Raw genomic sequence first — 16,287 nt, 5'->3', positions numbered from 1 at the left:
TTAATCTGTTGTAGTTCAGACTTGATCTGACAGTCACCGATTTTTCAGAAGGTGCTCTGTCAGGTCAAATTCAGTTTACGAGCTCCTCCTTCCAGATACTTTTACCCTCTTCAAGGGTTGCTATCGGTGTGTGACCACAACACTTTTTACCCTGATGAGTTCGATCATTATTGTAATATACGAGCCATTCGTCCAGATCCTTTTGTAGGTCTTCTATTGATCCATAGATCTTTCGTCGCAACGATGGTTGGTAGAACTCTTGTAATATAGTTTTATGGAGGCGCTCACGATGGCCAGCTGTTGGTCGATCAGGATTTTGAGGCCGTCCGCTTACTGGCAGAAATGCCCACACAGGAGGGAATGCTGGCAACAGCTATCTGAGCTCTTCTTATTACATCGCGTTCAAGAGCCGGCTTATACCGGCTTTACCATTCATTGGCGACTGATAGCCCAACCTTATAGAGATCTTCTGCCAAGGTGTGAATTTCTTCCGATAAAGAGATTTGCTGGGCCCATTCCTCAGGTATTCCAGAAACTCCATAGTAAGCTCCGGCTATTTGTCCGCAAATGGCTGCTGTTGTATCAGCATCGTTGCCAATATTGGCTGCCAAAAGAATGGCTTCCCGAAAACTATTGGTATTGAAAAAACACCAAAGCGCCGATATTAGGGACTCGATAACGTAACCACTTCCGGTTAACTCTTCATAGTGCTGGTCTAGAAATTGCCCACTGGCAATGGTTTTTACTTTTTCATTAGTTGGAGTTTGTTCGATAGAAGCGAGAAGCTCATTTTTATTGATGCCAATAAATATGGAAAGTATAAGATTACAGAGGAGTCGGCAGCTTTCGATGCATTCGTCCGAGCCATGGGTGGTTCTGGAGCTTTCCCCTGCGAAATAAATGGCATCCGAAGCTGTTGAAGAAAAAAATATGGGAATTGGCGCTAAGCGCATGAGTGAAGCATTACCTGACGAGCGAGTAGATGTTGAACCACTAAAAGGATCACCTGTTTGCAGATATCGATTTAATGCGGATAAAACTGTTGAACCAATATCGAAGCACTCACCCGTAGAGCTCATATCCCCATATTGGTACCAGTTACAGTAACGATTCATCTGATCAGTCGCGCTGAAGCCTTTTTTCTGGAGTAAACTGTGGGCCAGGCAGAGCGCCATGGAGGTATCATCGGTCCATTGCCCCTTTTTTAATCCAAATGGGCCTCCACCTTCCATGTCTGATAAAGGAGTGAATTCCCCTTTGTACTTAAATTCCAACGTGGTGCCCACAGTATCACCGCATGCGAGTCCGACTAAACAGCCTTTTACCTTGTCTAGCGTTTCAATATTCACCTATAAAATCCTTCTTATACCTGCTTGAGAGTGATTGCTAAATAAAATTAGGGACAATGGGGCAGGGCTATTGCTCCAGATTCCGCACGAAAGTATGTTTCCCTAAACCTGGACGCAAAGTGTACAATGCGGCCGGGCGACCTCGCTCAGTACGTTTTTCACCGGTATCTATCAGAAGATCTGCCTGCTCAATCCTTCTGCGAAAGGACTTTTCTGTAGAGGCTTGCCGATAATGACTTCGTGCACCTTTTGAAGCTCGGGTAGAGTGAATTTTCTGGGCAGTGCGTAGGCTGGGATAATACTGTAAAGAGCCTTTTGAATAAGACGCTCATGTGCCCTATTAATAATTTTGAGATGGTCAAAGGCCAAGTTCATTTTCTTAACTTTTTCGATAGGCAGCCAGGCGACATCGGAGATGGTTTCTAATTCGCTTTCACAGGCCTGATGAGCGATCAGAGCCGTGTAACAAATGGTTACAGACCAGCCCCGCTGATCTCTGGAGGCGTCACCAAAGGTAGCTAGCTGCTCAACATAAGGGGGAACAACTCCGGTTTACTCCTTGAGCTTTCGGGTGACCGTATCCTCTAGGGTCTTATCTTCGCTCTCGGAAATGAAACCGCCCGGCAGCGCCCATTTTCCCTGTTCGGAATGATTGGAGCGCTCTACCAGCAAAACTTTGAGTTGACTATCTTGATAAGTAAACAAGACGGCATCTAGGGTAACTAGAGGGGCTTCAAAGTTGCCCTTGTCGTAGGCGGCAAGGAATTCTTTCTCGTTCATTGCCTCACTAAGTGTCAGTTGGTCACTTATGGTAGCTGCCTAATCCTGCGTGCTCAAGGGGGTTAGAGGGGTAAACAAATTCTTCTTGTCAATTGAATAGAGCAAAGTGAGAGGAGAGATATGTCACGCTGGTTGATTATTACTGGATTGGTCCTGATAGTCGTTGGTATAACGCTGCATTTTGCCCCCTGGCTATTTAACTGGTTTGGCCGGTTGCCGGGGGATATTCGTATTGAATCTAGCCGCACTCGTTTTTATTTTCCAATTGTCTCGATGATTATTGTCAGCCTGATATTAAGCCTCTTAGTTAATTTTTTCCGCAGATAAATATTCTATTGATGCAGCAGAATAAAAAAAGGCCGCATGGGGGCGGCCGCAAGGGACTTATAGGAGAGTATGAGAAAAGGAGGGTGCGTTCTCCGCTAGTCAAAAAAAGGTCGTCCGTGACCTACCTGATTCAGCCTCTGAAATTGCGCAAAAGCGCAGAGTGATTTGTATTTCAGGGGCTTTGCTGGCCGTGACCAGCAACGACGCTTCCTTGCGTCGTATCAATCCGGCTATCCACAAATTAGCCGGATTAATAACTTAGAAATCGTACTTAATGGATGCAGAGAAAGTACGGCCCGGAGCAGAGTTTACGTAGATATCACTGTCTTCATCCCAGCCAGCAACATTTAGGTAGGGCACAAACTCCTTGTCGAGCAAGTTGTTGACGGCCAGGTTGAGAGACATCTGCTCCATCAGCTGGTAGCCCAGAGTCCAATCTACAGAGCCATAGCCTGGAGTCCCTGTTTCGCCTTCATTGACATGTTCCATGCGGTCTGCCCAGCGCACTAGTACTTGGCTGGAAAGTTGTGCGCCTGTGTAGCTGGCACCAACGACACCGGAAAGCGGGCTGATACTGGTGAGGTATTCGCCGGTGGTATCGTTTTCACCGCGTTGATAGCTGGCATTAGCAAATAGCTCGAACGCTGGAGATAGGTACCAATTTGCGCTCAGCTCCACTCCTTTGATCGTCACTGAGTCGATGTTTTGGTATTGGTATTGCTCAAACACGTGCGAGAAACTGCCATCGTTGTTGAAGAAAGTTTCGCTGTCTATGAGTTCAGTTTGCAGGAAGTCATCGTACTCGGTAGTGAAGGCGGCAGCGCTGAAGGCAATGGGGCCCAGGTGTCCACGCAAGCCTAGTTCGAAAGAGTCGCTGGTTTCTGGAGACAGATCATCAGCCGGTAATACCTCGTAAGCATAAGTAGAAGTTGGCTGTTTATAGTGCTCGATATATGCCAGATCGTAGGCTGGTACTTTGAAACCCTGGCCGTATTGGATGAAGGCAGACAAGCGAGAGTTGATTTTGTAGAGGGCTCCCAGATTGAAGGAGAGGTTGCTCTCCTCAATCGTGGCAAAAGGAGTACCGTCAGCTTTTTCTGCACCATCGGGGTCCATTTCGTACCAATCGTAGCGTACCCCTGGGGTTACAATCAGCTGTCCATTGGCAAAAGTCATTTCATCGTTCAGGAATAATCCCGCACGGGAGACTGCATTTTCTGGGAACTTTTCTGCTGGGATATTCATTGTGGATGTACCAGCCACTTCGCGGTACTGGAGTAGGGTACGACGGCTTTCGGTTTTTTCCAGGTCTAGGCCGTATCCCAGCGTGTGGGTCTCGCTCAGAGTCTTGCTGGCATTGGAGAGGAAGCCAATAGTATCTTGGCTATAAAGGCCAGTTTCCCACATATCACGGATTTCAAAAACTCCAAACATAGGGGCATTGATGTCCAGCTGGCCATACTGTTCATCTTGCTGTTCGGATTCGTTTTTATACAGGCTAATATTCAGCTGGTCATAGACTGCACTGGGAGTCTCGCTGTGGTAACGCAGTTGGTAAGCGCGGACCTCTTTGTCGGAGATCGATTCTTCCTTGACGATGCTGTAGCCGTAATCGGCCAGCCCGCGGAAGTAGTGAAGCAGGCCGTCGGCGCTGTCGCCGGTGCTTTCCTGATTCCAGTGATCAATGCTGAAACTGACAAAGTCCCCACCGCCAAGGTTGTACTTGGCCTTGTAAAGCAGGCTCTTTGACTCGATTTCGAAGGGGGCTTGGCTCTCGTCGAAATTTTGTTGCTCCTCTCCATCGCGGAAGGTGGTATGCAGTAGTTGTTCAAAGTTGCCATTGCGCAGAGCCAGGGTAGGGGAGATGTGTGATTGATTGGTAATACCGGTGTATCCGGTTTTGATCGCACCGCCGAATTGCTCTCCGTCCTCTAAGTAGTCGCTGGCATCTTTGGTGGTGAATACCACGATGCCGGCAAGCGCATCAGAACCGTATAAAGAAGACGCAGCGCCCTTGGCCACCTCTACCTGTTTCAGGGTATCTATTTCAATAAAGCCGCGGCCCACGATGTCATTTTTACCATTGGCTCCATAGCCTTCGTTAACCCGCATACCGTCTTTGATAATTAGTACCCGGTCGCCACCCATGCCGCGTACCAGGATATTTTGTGCACTGCCGGCGGCGCCTGTTACTTCAACTCCGGGCTCGTATTGGAACAGCTGATTCATATCGTTCAGCTGAAGCTGTTCGATGTCCTCATTGGTGACAACAGAAACACTTCCTGTGACATCTTTCAGCGGCTTTTCCGCGCGGCCGCTGACCACAATCAGTTCCAGGTCGCTGTTGGCTGCTGAACCTGAAGTTTCGGCATGAAGGTTAGCGACGGAAGCCAGGCCCAGTATGGCCGCTGCAATTGGGCGAAGTTTCATGGTGTTGTCCTTGAGGTAATTTCTGTACTTCTGCTCTTGTTGGTCGGCAGTGGTTGGTTGCTCACCACTGGCGCCGATTGAGGGGGGATTATAGGGATGATTTTCTTAATGTAAAGCTAAATGCGAATCACTATCAATTAGATTAAATTTGACGTTGATAGGGAGTTCCGTTAGTTTCCGCGGCCATTAATACAGAACGAAAGTGCTGGGCTGAGGAGACTTGCAATGAATATTTCGATAATTGAGAACCTGATGGCCGATGTGGCTGATTTGTTTATGGCCCCAGTATTACTGGCGATTCTGGTTCTTTTTATCTACGCACTTTACGCAACGGGACGCTTTATCTCCCTATGGTTGCTGCGCCGCCGTAATGCTGGCACCTACAGCTTGGTCTTAAAGCAAGGTCGGAAAGAGGAGCTGCCAGGCTATCAGGTGCACAACTATTACGTGCGACACCCTTTGGCATGTGATGACGAGTTGGAAGTTTTTGCACTGAAAAAGTTGGAGATGCTGCGTATGGCTACACGCATTGCCCCCATGTTGGGCTTGATCGCCACCATGATCCCGATGGGGCCGGCGTTGCGAGCCTTGGCCGATGGCAATATCCAGGGGATCAGTGAAAACCTGATTATCGCTTTTGCTGCTGTGATCTGGGGCCTTGCAATTTCTACCCTGACCTTCTGGCCGGCCTCGGTAAAGAAGCGTTGGTTTGCTGCTGAGCTAATTAACATTCGCAAATTGAAGGAGGCTGTTTAATGCGCTTCCTGGATGAAGATGAAGAGCTCAACCCGATTTTGAGTGCGGTTAACTTGATTGATGTTTTTCTGGTGATTATTGCCGCACTGCTTATCGCTATCGCACAAAACCCGCTAAACGTGTTTTCCAATGAAAAGGTCACAGTCATCAAAAATGCCGGTGAGCCCAATATGGAAATCATCGTAAAAGATGGGGAAGAAATTAAGCAGCACAAATCCACTGGTGAAATTGGTTCCGGAGAGGGCACTCGCGCTGGTGTTGCTTACCAGATGGCAGACGGCAGCCTGGTCTATGTACCGGAAGGAAAAGAAGAGTCTGCAAAAGACAAGGCTGTAGGGGGTAAATAGTCATGTTGAAGAAGGTTTGTATGCAATTGGCATGCTTCGTCGTAATAGCCTTCACTACGATGATGGTGCAGGCTAACGATAAACCCAAAGTTTTGCTGATGATGTCCAGCCATACCGCGAAAGCCAAGGGGGAGCTGTTATCTGATTTGGCTGCGGACCAGCCGTTTACCCTGGAGATATTTAACAGCAAAGGGAAGAGTGAAGAGCAAATAGCGCAGGCCTGGGGTTCCTCCAGCCTGGTGATGCTTGACGGTATCAATCCGGCACTCTCCCAATTTATGTTTGGAAAATACCAGCCGCTGTTAACCCAGTTCTCCAACGTGCCTGTGCTTTCCCTGGGAGATGCCGATAACGCCTCCATGAACCAGGGGCTGACTGTTGAACAGCACCAATCCATCGCTGCGTATTTCAATAATGCTGGGCGTCAGAACTACCGGCACTTGATGCAGTTCCTCTCCTCCAACGTCTTTGGCCTCTCTGAGCAGCCTGTAGTCGATCCAATTATTGTGCCTAAAGTGGGTTTTTATCATCCGCGTTTGCCAAGCCTGGTGACTGACAGCGAAGGGGATTTCTTTAATTGGCTGCAGGTATCCGAAGAGCAGCCGGTTATAGGTCTGGCTATCCATCGCTCAGTCGTGGATTACGAGCAGCAGCAGGTTGTAGATGCCATCTTGGCTGGCCTGGAAGAAAAAGGTGCTAAGGCTTTTGCCTTTTTCTTTGAAGGTGAGGATCTGCCGCTTTCCTATCCGGATTTACTTCAAGACGAAGCGGGGCAAACACGTGTTGATCTGATGATCAATTACCGCTCACTCCATTATGTGAGTAAACGTCGCGCGGAGTTCGAAAAGTTGGGTGTCCCGGTGATTCATGCCCTGAACTATACCGAGGGCAGTGAAGTGGATTATCTTGCCGATAATAGTGGGGTCTCTCCTTCGTTAACTCCATTCTTCCTGGTGATGCCTGAAGACACCGGTAGTATCGATCCGGTAATTGTTGCCGCAAGTGAAGGTGGCAATAAGGTTGTAATGACAGACCAGCTCGATGCGTTGGTGGAACGCGCCTGGAGTCATGCCTCTCTTGGCTACAAAAAAAACAACCAGAAAAAAGTGGCTACCTTTATCTGGAACTACCCTCCCGGTGAGAAGAATATTGGTGCGGCCTTCCTCGATGTCCCTTCTTCTATTGAGTCTATCGCCAAAGCCATGGCGGAGCGTGGCTATCAAATAGAACAGCAGGACTCCAAGACCCTGATTGCCTGGGCGGGCCAATTGCTACGCCCTTATTATCGCCGTGAAGACAGCGTGGCACTGATTGATAAAGGTTTGGCGGACTGGATGCCACTTTCCACCTATGTCGATTGGTTTAATCGTTTGCCGGCCTCTGTGCGTGATCCCATTGTGGAGCGGTGGGGTAAGCCGGAAGATAACGTCATGTTGGCAGACCATAATGGTGAGCGGGCGTTTGTGATCCCACGTATGACATTGGGTAACCTGATTGTCCTGCCGCAGGGGGTGCGCGCGGATAATGCCAAAGATCACGCCTCCCTCTATCACGATATGAAAACGCCGGTAAACCATGCCTACCTGGCGGTTTATCTCTACGCGCGCAAAACTTTCGGGGCCGATGCCTATATTCACTTGGGAACACATGGTTCCCAGGAATGGTTAACCGGTAAGGAGCGCGGGCTCTCTGTGTTCGACGCCCCAAATTTGGCTCTGGGTAATATCCCGGTATTTTATCCCTACATTATTGATAATGTAGGCGAAGCTATGCAGGCCAAGCGTCGCGGACGTGCGACGATGATCAGCCATTTAACACCAGGCTTCGCTAAAGCGGGTCTTTATGCCGAAGTGGCAGAACTCTCTGAGTTGATTGGTAATTACTTGATTCTGGAAGAAGGGCAAACCCGGCTGAATACCCAGGAGCGTATTATCACCCTGGCGGACAAGCTGAATATGCTCAAGGATCTGGAAATCAGCGCTGAAACCTTGCAAGCTGATTTCGATGGCCATCTCAGTCGTCTTCAGGACCACTTGGCCCAACTGGCTGAAATGAGCCAACCACTGGGTATCCATCGTTTTGGTCAGCTGCCCAAGTCAGAGCATCTCACCAGCACCATGCTGCAAATGCTGGGTGAAAACTATATTTCAGCTGCTGGCCAATATGAGAAGGAGCAGGGCCTGGCTTTGCCGGCGGAGCAGCTGCTGGATGAACGCAATGTAGTCGCCTTAGAAGCACAGCCGGGTTATCAGCTGTTAAATGCCTACCTGGCTGGCCACCAATTGCCGGAACTTTCTGAAGAGCTGCAAAATCACCTGCAGCAGGGTCGGGAGTATGCCGATAACTTTGCCGGTATCGCCGAGCTACAAAACTTGATGTTGGCGCTCGACGGTGAGTACATTCCGGTGAGCTATGGGGGTGACCCTATTCGTAACCCGCAGGCAGTGCCTACCGGTCGCAACCTGATTGGATTCAACCCGGCTAAGGTGCCATCCAAGGAGGCTTATGAGGCCGGTGTTCAACTGATGGAGCAGACCATTGCCGACTATCGGGAAAAACATGGCCGTTTCCCGGATAAGCTGGCATTTTCCCTTTGGTCCCTGGAGACGATGCGTCACCAGGGTGCGTTGGAAGCGCAAATACTGCATGCGCTGGGTCTCAAGCCCAAATGGAATCAGCAGGGCAATGTTACTGGAACTGAGGTGATTCCCTATTCAGAGCTAAAGCGCCCTCGTATCGATGTGGTGATCTCTGCTACGGGCCTTTACCGCGATGCTTTCCCTAATGTGATGCTGTGGCTGGCGGAAGCCATCGATAAAGTGGCGCAGATGAAGGAGGAGAACAACTTTGTTTATCGCCACAGCCAGGCCTTATTAAAGCAACTAAAGGAAGAAGGCAGTTCCGAAGAAGATGCCCGCTATCTTTCCTCTGTACGCATTTTCTCCAATGAAAGTGGCAATTACGGTACCGGCTTGAATGGTGCCAGCCTGGCTTCCGACAGCTGGGAGACAGACGACAAGCTGGCCGATCTGTATATGCGCCGCATGGGGTTTGCCTATGGCAAGGATGAGTCCCGTTGGAGCGAGGACCAGCGCAATGTTGCACTTTATAGCAAGGTGCTTTCCGGTACCGATGGAGTGATATTCTCGCGCTCCACCAATCTCTACGCAATGATGACTAATGACGACCCTTTCCAGTATTTTGGTGGTATGGGGCTTGCGGTGCGCAATCTCGACGGTAAGACACCCGAAATGTATGTCTCCAACTTGCGTCGCAAGGACAACATTAAAACCCAGACCCTGGGAGAATTTGTCAATCAGGAAATGCGTAGCCGTTATTTCCATCCCCGTTGGATTGAGGCGATGCAGGAATCCGGCTATGCCGGCGCAACGGCAATCCTGGATCGCGTGAACAACATGTGGGGCTGGGAGGTGATGACTCCGGAAACCATCCGCGACGACCAATGGCAGGAGATGTTTGAGGTCTACGTGGAGGATAAATACCAAATGGATATGCGTGAGTTCTTTGAGGAGCACAATGCGGAAGCCCTGGCACAAATGCTGGAGCGTATGCTGGAGGCTGTGCGCAAAGGCTACTGGCCTGCCGATGCAGAAACGCTAAGGAAAATGGTGGAGACTTACACCGAGCTCGCCAACCAGCACGACGTAGCAACAGACAATGAGAAATTTACTGACTTTGTGAATCAGCAGGCCCTTGGATTTGGTCTTGCCCCGCTTGTGAGTGGCCAGACGGTAGATAATGTCGCTGCCAGCGCTCCCGCGTCTCAGCAAGTTAGTGGGCAGAAACTAGAAGAAGTAAAAGAGCCCGCAGCTCAGGATAAGCCCCGGGACTTCTTGTGGTTATTACTGTTGGCAATTGTTATCACTGGATTTATTAGCGTATTTTTTGAGCGCTTTTTTGAGGGGGGAGGGCTGCGAGTGACCCATGTCTAGGCATTGGGGGTTACCCGTGGCGATAAAAGCCAATCCTAAAGTCACTTTTTGATCAGTTAAGGCCAGCAATTCTTACCAGCGTTGCTGGCTTTTTCTTTTTTGGCAGAAAAAATTTTAAGCTAATGTTGTTGTCATTTTTCAGGAACCTGTCGATATTTTTTCGTATCCAGCAGGTAAAGTCAGAGAACACTCACAGGCTACCCGTACAGGGATGACATTTTTGTGAAATAATTCTGAAAAATTAATTGCGTGGAAATTAGCATTAAGCGTCTCAGCATAGTGGTCCATGTTAGGAAAGGTTAAGTCTCGGTTTTGCTGTAGCTCATTAAGTAATCAGCACCATTGAGATTTTTTCTGAACTAGCATAAATATTTTGCAGTGAGAAGCTAATGAGAAAAATAATTCCACTGATTGCTCTCCTTTGTGCGGGAGGGTATTTTTTCTGGGCAAAGAGTCAAACAGATAGCCCACAACCGATTACTGAAAAACCAGTCTCACCTCCCTCCAAGAAAATTGTTCCAACTGAAACTAAATCTACAGAAGAAGTGGTAGAGATGCCTTCCGCCCAAGAGCAAGAGGCGAACCCTGATAGTGCCTTAATGTGGGCAGAATCGGATGTCGCAAGGCAGGTTTTACGTGAATCAGGACGCTTGCCGATCGATTTAAATGGAGAGACATATCTTGAGGTCGATGTGGAAGCTCTGAAGAATTTATCTATTGGAGACTATGTTGATATAGAACTGCCTGGAGTGGAGGGAAGCTACGATGCCCAGGTGGATAAAGTCCAGGAGCATGCCAGTGGGAATAAAAGTGTACAAATGAACCTGCCTGGTTATGGTAGCGTGTATTTTGTAAATTTCACAATTGGCAAAAACTCGGTATATGGTAATTTAACATTGCCTTCAGGCTCATACTCCCTAGAGGCGCAGGGAAATTATGCTTGGGTGGCTTCGAAAAAAGATTTAACCAGGAGTCACTTGGAGGAAGAGGTAAAATTAAAGTAAGAATTTATCTAATGTTGGGGTAGGAGTTATCTTACCTGGCTAGCAGCAAAGGGAGTGCTGCTTGAAGTGCCTGTTACTGCCAGAAGCGATTGCTTTTACAGGTGGAAAAGAGAGTAGGGAGTAATCTATTTTTCAGTTAAGGCGAGTGCATTTTGTGATTTGATCAGTTTGACCAAAGATGTAACCGGTTTCATTGATTGGATCACAAAGATTGGGGTAAATAATTTAATAATAAAAGGAACTGCTATGAAGCTAAGAAACAGTTTGGCTGCCGCAATAACGGCTCTTACCATCTCTGGGGCGGCAAGTGCGGAGACGATAAAAATTGCGGTTTGGTATACCGACCCTGCGGCTCAGTATACTGGTGATATTTCCGTAATGGTTGATAATCTGATCAGTACTTCTAACCGTATCTACGAGAATAATGGCCTGGATATTCAGCTGGAATTGGTAGACTCAAGAGAGTATTCCAAGGAGGACCTCCTCATTAATGGAGACAACCTCAATGAATTTTCTGGCTTAACTGAGTACTTTGCCGAGGATAGTACGCCGACCTACGCTGAAATTACGCAAGTTGCTCCCGGCCCAGTTGGGGTGCAGCGTCAACTTTTTGAAGCCGACATGGTTGCTCTGTTAGGCAAGGGCGAAGAAGTTTGGGAAGATGGACGCTTTCTTGGTACCCGCTGTGGAGTAGCCTGGGGTGGAATAGGTAGTAACGGTGTAATGGATCCTAGTGCCAAGCGCTTGGCCTATAGTTTGACCGCAGTTGATTGTGGGGGTACTGATCTTACATTTATTCATGAGCTGGGCCACAACATGGGGCTGACTCATTCTCGCCAACAAGGTGATACCAGTGGTTATGTTTACCGTTGGGGACTTGGTTACGGTGTAAATAACAGTTTCTCCACTATTATGGCGTATCCATCTGCATTTGGAAGCGCTGAAAGACTAGATACATTTTCTGATCCAGGCAAAATCTGCAACGGGTTACCGTGTGGCGAGAGAAATCGGGCTGATGCTCATAGAGCATTGGAGCCGATTATTGATGATGTAGCTGGCTATTATTAATCTACTTTTACTCTCTTGATCTATTGAGAAGTTATTGACCGTTAACTCCATTGTTTTGGGGAGGGCTTTGCCCTCCCTTTTTTTGTTCTTTAACTTTTTGGTTGACTTGTTCTACAGGTGTCTTTTTTATCTTTTGGTGTAATTTATCGCATCCTTTTTTTTGGTTATAGCTTTATAACCATTTAAGCTCTTCAAGTGGATGAACTTCTCAATATTTTTAAGGACTTATACTTGTTGGTTGCGATGAGGTTTGCAGTTTTTTATGATTTTGTTGTCGGCTGCAGTTGCGATCATTTTTTATTTTTCTTATCTGTGAAGTGTTTTCAAAAAAATATTTTGAGGTCCTGATACCATTCTTCGTCTGAGTCTGGGCGATAGCGAGAATGTCTGGAAGTAACCTTTTCTGGTTGATATTGCGAGAAAAAAATTTTCTTCTGAAGCTTTGGGGGTTTCGGGAGTGTTATTTTAATAAATGAATGTTGGGGTGCTGAGCTGTGAAGAAGTTGATATTTCCTATTTTGGTGATCTTGCTAGGGGCTGGATATTATTTTTGGTCTAAAGGGCAGTCTAATACTGAAAGACAGGTCGCAAAAATTCCAGAGCCTAAACTGGCTATTGATAGGTTTCCTGTAGAAGACTCTTTGGATGAAGTTGTTGAAGGTGAGGCATCTGCAGTGGATGAGCCTCTGGAAGAAGTTGAAAATATTCTTTGGGAAGAGTCAGAGTTAGCTAAGCAGGTACTTCATGAAAATGGTCGCCTACCAAAAGATCTCAAGGGTGAAACTTATCTTGAGCTTAATGTGGATATGTTAAGGAATTTAGAGATAGGCGAATATGTTGATATGGATCTTCCTGGAGTGGAAGGTGACTACGATGCTCAAGTTGGAAGTATTCAACAGCACGCGAGTGGAAACAAAAGCTTGGAATTAAACTTTCCGGGGCATGCACGCCTCTTTGGGGCCACAATAACGCTAGGAAAGGATGTGGTTTATGCTCAGCTGAACCTGCCATCGGGCTCTTACACTATGGAGGCACAAGATGGTTTTGCATGGATTGCGCCTAATGGGGCTTTAATTCAGGGTCATGTAGAAAACGGTGATCTACGTAGAAAGCCATCGTCCCAAGGGAAGAAGTTAGAAGGCGGCGATCTTTTAGTTGAAGATGAGCTGTAAAGAATCTAAAGATGAGAGATGCATAGTTTCAAATCTTTAGGTCGACAAGGGATGTGTCTATATGTAACCCGTAAATATTAAGAGTTTATTTTCTCGATAGGTTGGAAAAAAAGGATAGTTTCTTTGCGGGTTAGGGTGCAAAAGCATGTCATGTTGGCAGTTGATCAATTTTTGCAGCTGCCAAAAAGTACATGCATTAATTATATAAAAAAGGAAGACTACAATGAGTCTCAAAAAAAGTTTAGCTGCTGCCGTTGCAGCTGCTGCAGTTTCCGGTTTTGCACAGGCTGAAACTGTTGATGTAGGCATCGTATATACAGATCAAGCGGCAGCTTATACTGGCGATATTTCTGCAAAAATTGATCAGTATATTGCTTATGCCAATAATTCTTTTAAAAATAACCTTGTTGATATTCAGCTAAACTTGGTAGGTACAGCGAGAACCTCCACAGATCGCCGCCCTACAGAAAGTGACATCGATACTATCACCGCCAGTAGCAGCTACCAGAACTGGCGTGCTTCAAAAAAAGCGGACATGATCATTTTGTTGGGCATGGCCGAAACTGATGGTCGTTATACCACTTGTGGTATCGCCTGGGTTGGTCAAGGTAGCAATGGCACAATGTATGCTTCTACCCGTGATCAAGCTTATAGCATCACTGCCGTAGACTGTGGCTACAACACTTTCGTTCATGAGCTTGGCCACAATATGGGCCTGAGTCACTCTACTGCTCAGCAGGGTACTCCTGGCGTGTACTCCTATGGTTATGGCCATGGTGTACAAAATAGGTTTACCACGATTATGGCTTATCCACATGTATTCGGTACTACAACCCAGTTTGATATTTTCTCAGATCCGGATTGGGTAGCCTGTGATGGTTTACCTTGTGGTGAAAGAAGAAATGGTGTTGATATCTCCAATGCGTACCGCGCAATTGGCCCGATCGTAGATGATATTGCAGGTTATTACTAATAGCTCGCTGTATCTATATGATCAAAGCAAGCCGTCATTTTATATTTAGTGGCAGAAGCTTGCACCTCTAGTCTTCGACTAGAAAAAAGCCGGGGAAAACCCCGGCTTTTTTATTTGACGACTGTTAGTCGCTAAAATTGCGCGGATACAACTTAAGCTATGTATGTCCGAGCCAGGCGAGCTTATAACTTATTGAAAAAAGCGAATACTGAGTGGGTAGCGCCAAAAAACGCCCTCATTGGCTCGGATGGCCCCAATAAGAATAAAAACTACATTGATTAAAGCGAGCACGATCAACCCCAAAAGACCTACGCCGAGAACGATAAGAATAGTGCTCACAATAGAGTAAATAAACAGGCTGATCATCCAGTTGAAGATCATCTTTCCATGCCTGTCAATCTCTGGAACCTGATCTTTTGTGGTTGCCCACATAATGACTGGTAATACAAAGCCTGCACCAGGAATAATAATCCAGGCCAGTTGACTCAGGTGTAGGAGCATTAGAAACGTATTTCTATCTAGTCCCCATGGTTTATAACTATCCATTAATGCCTTCTCTTGCAATTTTACGTTTCATGTAAACTTTAATATGGATGAATTTCACCCGGCTAGCGTTCAGTTGCTAAGCGAGCGGCAAGGCCGAGGAAGATAGCCCCCAGGATGCCCTCCGAATGTCGAGTAAATGCGGCGGGCTGTTTAAATACATGTCCCAACCGGCTAAATGAAAGAGAAAATATTGTATTGACTATGAGGGCTGTGGTACTGAGCAGAATGCCAAGAAGTAATATTTGGGGCATAAGGGGCTCTGTACTTGTGGTGAACTGCGGTAAGAACAAGCTAAAAAATAAAAGCGCCTTCGGATTCATTAAATTATTAATCAGGCCTCTACTGAGGAGCTGCCATGGAGTTAGCCTTTCTGTTACAGGTTTAGTGTTCTGAACAGAGAGGTTGGCGCGCCAGCTACGCAATAGATTAAATCCAAGCCAGGCAAGATAGAGGGCTCCGACAGTTTTTACTACTATGGCGACCAATGGCATGGCCTGCATTATTTGGCTGAGGCCAAATGCGACGAGTAGCGTTTGAATAAGTCCTGCAATGAAAATCCCCAAACCGATTAAAAATCCAGCCAAAAAACCTCTTGTGGCGGAGTAGGTCGATATCAATACTAAATCTGGACCTGGTGAGATGGCCAATAGGGCAGATGCACCAAGGAAGGCGGTCAAAATATGAATCTCGGGCACAAAGAAAGCTCCTAGGGGACTTGTAGCTGGGGGATTATAACCCTGGGATCAGTACTTCCCCTGAAAAGTAATGTCATGTTATGAGGAAATGCAAATTGTACTTTTGCTTCAGATGATGCAGCGTAGTTATCTGGAGAGGAGGGTTATTGGGGAGATAATCGGAGTCTTGGGTTTAAGTCAGAAAATGAGCCTTTATTAAGAGTATTTATTTGTGGGTCTCTTGGATGTAAAGGGGTATTCATCTTCTTCGAAAGCAGGCTAGGTTGATAGTGTAACCTTAAGTTTGTTTGGCTCTTCGCACAATCAACCCCGCCTCAGCGTCTTAGTAGGCCCCTACTGCTCCTGTATCATTTCCACTGGGCCATGATCATCACAGTGATCACCGTGTACATGATGCAGGTGTCCATCTACCAGGTAATCGAAGTGATCTCCATGGGGAATACGTTCGTGTCCGCAGTTTTCCCCATGGACATGAGTGGCGTGTGTGCTGGTAGTGATAGGGTTGCAGCTCGCGGGATTTTTGCTGCTGACTTCCAACACGTGCTCATCATAGTGGCCATGGTGGGGATGGTGTAGATGGCCATTGTGCAAATAACAAACATGGTCTCCATGCCGTATAGCGGCATGCCCGCAGTGGGGGCCGTGCTTATGGGAGTGGTTGTCCGCCTGATGACATGAAGAACTGGTCATTTTGAGCCCTCAATGGTGGCACTGAACTTCTAAATGCATCCTTGTCAGCTACAACAAGGATTCCTTCCGTACATTCGCATAATTCTACTTTAGAAACGCATTGACCCCTTTCAAAGCAATAAATACGTCTTAGGGTCTGTGGCAGCGTCTGCTCACTTCACCGGGAGGATGTCTGGCGGAATCTTACTTCCTTAGCA

14 protein-coding genes and 2 pseudogenes are annotated in these 16,287 nt (G+C 47.2%); 8 read left to right on the top strand and 8 right to left on the bottom strand.

The genetic code is table 11. The features are described 5' to 3' along the window. Positions 1-70: 70 nt before the first annotated feature. From ACJJIT_RS11695 to ACJJIT_RS11680, 4 genes and pseudogenes are all read right to left on the bottom strand, one after another. A pseudogene (locus ACJJIT_RS11695) lies at positions 71-301 on the bottom strand (integrase core domain-containing protein); the annotation flags it as partial. 124 nt (positions 302-425) lie between these two features. Beyond that, the gene (locus ACJJIT_RS11690) at positions 426-1,349 is read right to left on the bottom strand and encodes an ADP-ribosylglycohydrolase family protein (protein ID WP_444898495.1); all 924 of its coding nucleotides are present in this window, start codon (positions 1,347-1,349) and stop codon (positions 426-428) included. Between the two features lie 67 nt (positions 1,350-1,416). Then, positions 1,417-1,724, bottom strand: a pseudogene (locus ACJJIT_RS11685) (NrtR DNA-binding winged helix domain-containing protein). 177 nt (positions 1,725-1,901) lie between these two features. Beyond that, positions 1,902-2,129, bottom strand: coding sequence for an NUDIX domain-containing protein (locus ACJJIT_RS11680; protein WP_444898494.1), 228 nt, complete (start codon positions 2,127-2,129; stop codon positions 1,902-1,904). 120 nt (positions 2,130-2,249) lie between these two features. Between ACJJIT_RS11680 and ACJJIT_RS11675 the strand changes: the two genes are divergently transcribed. Continuing rightward, a complete protein-coding gene (locus ACJJIT_RS11675; protein ID WP_444898493.1) occupies positions 2,250-2,456 on the top strand; it encodes a DUF2905 domain-containing protein in 207 nt (68 codons plus the stop codon). A 258-nt stretch (positions 2,457-2,714) separates the two neighbouring features. Here ACJJIT_RS11675 and ACJJIT_RS11670 read toward each other — a convergent pair whose 3' ends face one another. Beyond that, on the bottom strand, positions 2,715-4,886 hold the full coding sequence (locus ACJJIT_RS11670; RefSeq protein ID WP_444898492.1) for a TonB-dependent hemoglobin/transferrin/lactoferrin family receptor: 2,172 nt from the start codon (positions 4,884-4,886) through the stop codon (positions 2,715-2,717). A gap of 225 nt (positions 4,887-5,111) precedes the next feature. On the opposite strand from ACJJIT_RS11670, the gene ACJJIT_RS11665 reads away from it, so the two are divergent. The 7 genes from ACJJIT_RS11665 (at position 5,112) to ACJJIT_RS11635 (ending at position 14,159) form a co-directional block, all read left to right on the top strand. Continuing rightward, positions 5,112-5,642 (top strand): MotA/TolQ/ExbB proton channel family protein, encoded by a 531-nt coding sequence (locus ACJJIT_RS11665; RefSeq protein ID WP_444898491.1) that lies wholly within the window; start codon positions 5,112-5,114, stop codon positions 5,640-5,642. Next, positions 5,642-5,989, top strand: a complete 348-nt coding sequence (locus tag ACJJIT_RS11660) for a DUF2149 domain-containing protein (RefSeq protein ID WP_444898490.1) — start codon at positions 5,642-5,644, stop codon at positions 5,987-5,989. Before ACJJIT_RS11665 ends, ACJJIT_RS11660 begins: the two co-directional genes overlap by 1 nt. Before the next feature lie 2 nt (positions 5,990-5,991). Further along, positions 5,992-9,942, top strand: a complete 3,951-nt coding sequence (gene cobN, locus ACJJIT_RS11655) for a cobaltochelatase subunit CobN (RefSeq protein ID WP_444898489.1) — start codon at positions 5,992-5,994, stop codon at positions 9,940-9,942. A 389-nt stretch (positions 9,943-10,331) separates the two neighbouring features. Then, positions 10,332-10,946, top strand: a complete 615-nt coding sequence (locus tag ACJJIT_RS11650) for a hypothetical protein (RefSeq protein WP_444898488.1) — start codon at positions 10,332-10,334, stop codon at positions 10,944-10,946. 246 nt (positions 10,947-11,192) lie between these two features. Next, entirely contained in the window at positions 11,193-12,014 is an 822-nt protein-coding gene (locus ACJJIT_RS11645; RefSeq protein WP_252085493.1) for a zinc-dependent metalloprotease family protein, read from the top strand. Positions 12,015-12,508: 494 nt separating this feature from the next. Further along, entirely contained in the window at positions 12,509-13,186 is a 678-nt protein-coding gene (locus ACJJIT_RS11640) for a hypothetical protein (RefSeq protein ID WP_444885319.1), read from the top strand. Positions 13,187-13,409: 223 nt separating this feature from the next. Then, positions 13,410-14,159 (top strand): M12 family metallo-peptidase, encoded by a 750-nt coding sequence (locus tag ACJJIT_RS11635; RefSeq protein ID WP_252085495.1) that lies wholly within the window; start codon positions 13,410-13,412, stop codon positions 14,157-14,159. A 189-nt stretch (positions 14,160-14,348) separates the two neighbouring features. Here ACJJIT_RS11635 and ACJJIT_RS11630 read toward each other — a convergent pair whose 3' ends face one another. The 3 genes from ACJJIT_RS11630 to ACJJIT_RS11620 all read right to left on the bottom strand — a co-directional run bounded on the left by ACJJIT_RS11630 (position 14,349) and on the right by ACJJIT_RS11620 (position 16,090). Continuing rightward, positions 14,349-14,705 (bottom strand): DUF4870 domain-containing protein, encoded by a 357-nt coding sequence (locus ACJJIT_RS11630; RefSeq protein ID WP_444888700.1) that lies wholly within the window; start codon positions 14,703-14,705, stop codon positions 14,349-14,351. Positions 14,706-14,767: 62 nt separating this feature from the next. After that, positions 14,768-15,400, bottom strand: coding sequence for a LysE family translocator (locus ACJJIT_RS11625; RefSeq protein ID WP_444898487.1), 633 nt, complete (start codon positions 15,398-15,400; stop codon positions 14,768-14,770). A 333-nt stretch (positions 15,401-15,733) separates the two neighbouring features. After that, positions 15,734-16,090, bottom strand: coding sequence for a hypothetical protein (locus tag ACJJIT_RS11620; RefSeq protein ID WP_444885317.1), 357 nt, complete (start codon positions 16,088-16,090; stop codon positions 15,734-15,736). Positions 16,091-16,287 lie beyond the last annotated feature (197 nt).

It is taken from the genome of Microbulbifer mixtoriginis (SeqCode) (assembly GCF_052467515.1).
The sequence above is the reverse complement of the archived record's forward strand: the minus strand, read 5'-3'. Positions and strand labels throughout refer to the sequence as shown.

What these genes read in the sequence shown, in the direction of transcription:
- ACJJIT_RS11635 (WP_252085495.1), top strand. Translation starts at nt 13,410, where the DNA reads ATGAGTCTCAAAAAAAGTTTAGCTGCTGCCGTTGCAGCTGCTGCAGTT.
- ACJJIT_RS11680 (WP_444898494.1), bottom strand. Translation starts at nt 2,129, where the DNA reads ATGAACGAGAAAGAATTCCTTGCCGCCTACGACAAGGGCAACTTTGAA.
- ACJJIT_RS11675 (WP_444898493.1), top strand. Translation starts at nt 2,250, where the DNA reads ATGTCACGCTGGTTGATTATTACTGGATTGGTCCTGATAGTCGTTGGT.
- ACJJIT_RS11620 (WP_444885317.1), bottom strand. Translation starts at nt 16,090, where the DNA reads ATGACCAGTTCTTCATGTCATCAGGCGGACAACCACTCCCATAAGCAC.
- ACJJIT_RS11650 (WP_444898488.1), top strand. Translation starts at nt 10,332, where the DNA reads ATGAGAAAAATAATTCCACTGATTGCTCTCCTTTGTGCGGGAGGGTAT.
- ACJJIT_RS11670 (WP_444898492.1), bottom strand. Translation starts at nt 4,886, where the DNA reads ATGAAACTTCGCCCAATTGCAGCGGCCATACTGGGCCTGGCTTCCGTC.
- ACJJIT_RS11645 (WP_252085493.1), top strand. Translation starts at nt 11,193, where the DNA reads ATGAAGCTAAGAAACAGTTTGGCTGCCGCAATAACGGCTCTTACCATC.
- ACJJIT_RS11665 (WP_444898491.1), top strand. Translation starts at nt 5,112, where the DNA reads ATGAATATTTCGATAATTGAGAACCTGATGGCCGATGTGGCTGATTTG.
- ACJJIT_RS11660 (WP_444898490.1), top strand. Translation starts at nt 5,642, where the DNA reads ATGCGCTTCCTGGATGAAGATGAAGAGCTCAACCCGATTTTGAGTGCG.
- cobN (WP_444898489.1), top strand. Translation starts at nt 5,992, where the DNA reads ATGTTGAAGAAGGTTTGTATGCAATTGGCATGCTTCGTCGTAATAGCC.
- ACJJIT_RS11630 (WP_444888700.1), bottom strand. Translation starts at nt 14,705, where the DNA reads ATGGATAGTTATAAACCATGGGGACTAGATAGAAATACGTTTCTAATG.